At 77.5% G+C, this 3,926-nt stretch carries 4 protein-coding genes; 3 read left to right on the top strand and 1 reads right to left on the bottom strand.

The genetic code is table 11. The annotated features are described in order from the left end of the window. The 3 genes from MHY85_RS20360 to MHY85_RS20370 form a co-directional block, all read left to right on the top strand. Positions 1-479 (top strand): CrcB family protein (locus MHY85_RS20360; RefSeq protein ID WP_308191454.1); only part of this gene is annotated, 479 nt, incomplete at its 5' end. After that, positions 476-853, top strand: a complete 378-nt coding sequence (crcB, locus tag MHY85_RS20365; protein ID WP_239200132.1) for a fluoride efflux transporter CrcB — start codon at positions 476-478, stop codon at positions 851-853. The genes MHY85_RS20360 and crcB, both read left to right, overlap by 4 nt. A gap of 109 nt (positions 854-962) precedes the next feature. Continuing rightward, positions 963-3,212 (top strand): SpoIIE family protein phosphatase, encoded by a 2,250-nt coding sequence (locus MHY85_RS20370; RefSeq protein ID WP_239200134.1) that lies wholly within the window; start codon positions 963-965, stop codon positions 3,210-3,212. A 51-nt stretch (positions 3,213-3,263) separates the two neighbouring features. On the opposite strand, the gene MHY85_RS20375 is transcribed toward MHY85_RS20370, so the two are convergent. Then, positions 3,264-3,884 (bottom strand): FMN reductase, encoded by a 621-nt coding sequence (locus MHY85_RS20375; protein WP_239200136.1) that lies wholly within the window; start codon positions 3,882-3,884, stop codon positions 3,264-3,266. Positions 3,885-3,926: the final 42 nt, after the last annotated feature.

Consider the following 3,926-nt stretch of genomic DNA (forward strand, 5'->3'; position numbering starts at 1 on the left):
CCCCGGAGGCCCGCACGAGCACGCCGCCCGCACCCCTGCCCGCGCCGCGCCCGGCGCACCACCGGGCGGGGCTCGCGCTGCTCGTCGCGGCGGGCGGCGCGGTCGGCTCGCTCGGCCGGTACGGGTTGGCCCAGGCGCTGCCGCCGCAGCACGGCTGGCCGGTCGGGACGCTGACGGCCAACCTCACCGGCGCGTTCCTGCTGGGCGTCCTGCTCGAGGTCCTCGGCCGACGCGGCGCGGAGACGCCGCGGGTGCAGCGGGTGCGGCTCGCCCTCGGCACGGGCGTGCTCGGCGGGTACACGACGTTCAGCTCGCTGGCGCTCGAGGTCGAGCGGCTGCTCGCGGCGGGTGCGGTCGGGACCGCGCTCGGCTACGCGGCGGTGTCCCTGGTGGCCGGGACGCTGTGCGCGGCCGCCGGGGTCGCGGCGGTGGCCGCCGCCGCGGGCCGGGGCCCGCGCGGGGTCGGCGGCGCGCGGTGACCGACGCGCTGCTGGTCGCGGTCCTGGGCGGGCTCGGCGCCGCGACCCGGTTCTGGGTGGACGGCGCGATCCGGGCGCGCGGGCGGACGGTCCTGCCGGTCGCGACGATCGCGATCAACGTCACCGGCTCGCTGCTGATCGGGCTGGTCACGGGCGCGCACCTGTACCTCGGGCTGCCGGCGACCTGGCAGCTCCTGCTCGCGACCGGGTTCTGCGGCGGGTACACCACCTTCTCGGCCGCCGCGGTCGAGACCGTGCGGCTGGCGCAGGCCGGGGAGCGGGGCCGGGCGCTGGCCGCCCTCCTGGGCACGATGCTGCTGACGGTGGCCGCCGCGGCGGCCGGGCTCGGGCTCACCGCGCTGTGGGCCGGGTGACCCACTTGCCACGGGTCGCCCCCGTTTGCGAGGGTCGTTCGGGCCCGCGTCGCCGCGCGCGGGCCTCTCGGCCGCTCCGGTCGGGTCCTCCGACCGGAAGGACACGGCGTTGAGCGAGGCCTTCGTGGCGCCCGGTGCGCCGATCGACCTGGACAACTGCGCCCGGGAGCCGATCCACGTCCCGGGCTCGGTGCAGCCCCGCGGGGTGCTGCTGGTGGTCCAGGACGACGGCGGGGTCGTCCTGCAGGCGTCCACCAACGTCGCGACGGTCCTCGGCCGGCCGGTGGACGCGGTGCTCGGCGCGCCGCTCGGCGACGTGCTGGGTGTCCCGGCCGCCCGCGTCGTGCTCGAGCAGCTCGCCGCCGTGCCGGACCACCGCACCCGCAACCCGGGGCTGGTGGAGGTCGCGACCGCCGACGGCACGGTGCAGCTCGACGTCGTCGTGCACCGCCCGCCGCCCGCGACCCTCGCCGACCCCGGCCCGGTCTTCGTCGTCGAGCTCGAGCCCGCCGACGGGCCCCGCCCGCTGACCTACGGCAGCACCTACGAGAGCGTCCGCGACGCGATCGCCGACCTCAACCGAGCCGGCGAGCTGACCGAGCTGTACGACGTCGCCGCCCGGCACGCGCGCCGGCTGCTCGGGTTCGACCGCGTGATGATCTACCGGTTCGACGCCGAGTACAACGGCGAGGTCGTCGCGGAGGCGAAGCGGGCCGACCTGGAGCCGTTCCTCGGGCTGCACTACCCGGCGTCCGACATCCCGGCCCAGGCACGGGCGATGTACGAGAAGAGCTGGATCCGGCTCATCTCCGACGTCGACTACACGCCGGTGCCGGTCGTCCCCGCCGCGGACCCGCTGACCGGCCTGCCGCTCGACCTCACGTACGCCACCCTGCGCTCGGTCTCGCCGATCCACTGCGAGTACCTGCGCAACATGGGCGTGCGGGCGTCCATGTCCATCTCGCTGCTCCGGGACGGCAAGCTCTGGGGCATGGTGGCGTGCCACCACTACAGCGGCCCGCACGCGCCGTCCTACGGGGTGCGCGCCGCGGCCGAGTTCCTCGGCGTCGCGCTCTCCGCCCGGCTGGTCGCCCAGGTCGAGGAGGACGCGCTCGCGGAGAGCCGGCGGGCGTCCGGCGTGCTCGCGCGCCTCGTCGGCGCCAGCCGCGACGAGGACGTGCGGCTGGCGCAGGCGCTCACCCGCACCGACGACCTGCTCGCGCTCGTGCCCGCCGACGGCGTCGTGGTGAGCGTCGGGCCGGACGTGCTGACGCTCGGCGAGGTCCCGGGCCACGCGGAGTGCGCCACGATCGCGGCGTGGGGGTCGTCGGTCCGCGAGGTGCTGGCCACCGACCGGCTGGCGGAGGAGCCCGGGGCCCCGCACGTCCCGGGCGTCGCCGGGGCCGTCGCGCTCCCGCTGCCCGACGGCGGCACCGTGGTCTGGCTGCGCGGCGAGGTCGTGCGCACCGTCGACTGGGGCGGCGACCCGCACCACAAGATGATCGCGGTCCCGGAGGGCGACGGGGTGCGGCTGAGCCCCCGCCAGTCCTTCGACCTGTGGCGGGAGCAGGTCGGCGGCCGCTCGCTCCCGTGGGACGACCGGCACGTGCAGAACGCCGCCGACCTGCGCACCCACCTGGTCGAGGCGCTGTTCCACCGGGGCCGGGCCGAGGTGAACGCCGCGCGCGCCATCCAGCGCACGCTGCTGCCCACGTCGCTGCCGCTCGTGCCGGGCTGGTCGCTCGACGCCCGCTACGAGCCCGCGGGCACCGGGCAGGTCGGCGGCGACTGGTACGACGCGCTGCGGCTCGCGGACGGCCGGCTGGCCCTCACCATCGGCGACGTCACGGGCCACGGGCTCGCGACCGCCGCGGCGATGGGCCAGCTGCGCAACGCCACCCGGGCCTACCTGCTGGACGCGGCGCCGCCGGCGGTCGTGCTGTCCCGGGTCGCGGCCCTCGCGCGGTGGACGCTGCCGGGGCAGATGGCGACGATGGCGGTCGCCGTGCTGGACCCGGCGACGGGAGAGGTCGAGCACGCGGGCGCCGGGCACCTGCCGCCGCTCGTGGTGCGGGCGGACGGGACCGCGGCGTGGGAGCCCGTGCTGGGTTCGCCGCTGATCGGCCTGCTGACCGGGGAGCCCGCCTCCGGGCGCACGACCCTGCACCCCGGCGACGCGTTGCTGCTGGTCACCGACGGGGTGGTCGAGCGGCGGCGGGAGTCGCTGCGGGTCGCGCTGGACCGGACGCTGGCGGCGGTCGGCCGGCCGGCGCCGGGGGAGCTGGACGCGCTCGTGGCGCGCCTGCGGGACCCGGCGTCGGACGACGACGCCACCGTGGTGCTGCTCGCCCGGGACTGACCCGCCCGGCGAGGTCGGCGGCCTCGCGCCGGTGCGACGGCCTCGCGGCCGTCAGCCGCCGAGCAGGTCCGCGAAGGACGGCGCGTCGGCGAACGGGTCCTGCGGGCCGCGCGGACCGCGGGTCGCGACCGTGGCCGCGAGCTCGGCGCCGGCCCGGCGGATGCGGGCGGGCAGCGGGCTCGGCTCGTCGGCGGTGCCGCCGGCGGCCCAGTCGTCGGTCGCGGCGAACACCGAGGTCGTGGCGACGTCCGCCCGCAGGTAGGTGAACAGCGGGCGCATCGAGTACTCGATGGCCAGCGAGTGCCGGGCGGTGCCGCCGGTCGCGCCGAGCAGCACCGGCATGCCGGTCAGCGAGTCCTTGTCCAGGATGTCGACGAACGACTTGAACAGGCCCGAGTACGTCGTGGTGAACAGCGGGGTCACCGCGATCAGGGCGTCCGCGCCGGTCACGGCCTCGATCACCTCCGCGAGCGCCGGGCTCGGCACCCCGGTGAGCATCGCGTTGACGATGTCGTGCGCGTGGTCGCGCAGCTCGACGACGCGGACCTCGGGGCGCTGCCCGCGGTCGGCGAGCTCGGTCGCGGTCGCCTCGGCGAGCCGGTCGGCGAGCAGGCGGGTGGAGGACGGCTGGCCGAGGCCGGCCGACAGCGCGACGATGTGGCGCTCGGTCATGGGAGGTGCTCCTCGTGCTGGGGTGGTGCGGGGGTGCTGCCG

It is taken from the genome of Cellulomonas sp. ACRRI (assembly GCF_022346185.1).
GTDB lineage: Bacteria > Actinomycetota > Actinomycetes > Actinomycetales > Cellulomonadaceae > Cellulomonas.

Bases quoted from the DNA above. Each gene is read 5' to 3' on its own strand.
- MHY85_RS20375 (WP_239200136.1), bottom strand. From the start codon at position 3,884: ATGACCGAGCGCCACATCGTCGCGCTGTCGGCCGGCCTCGGCCAGCCG.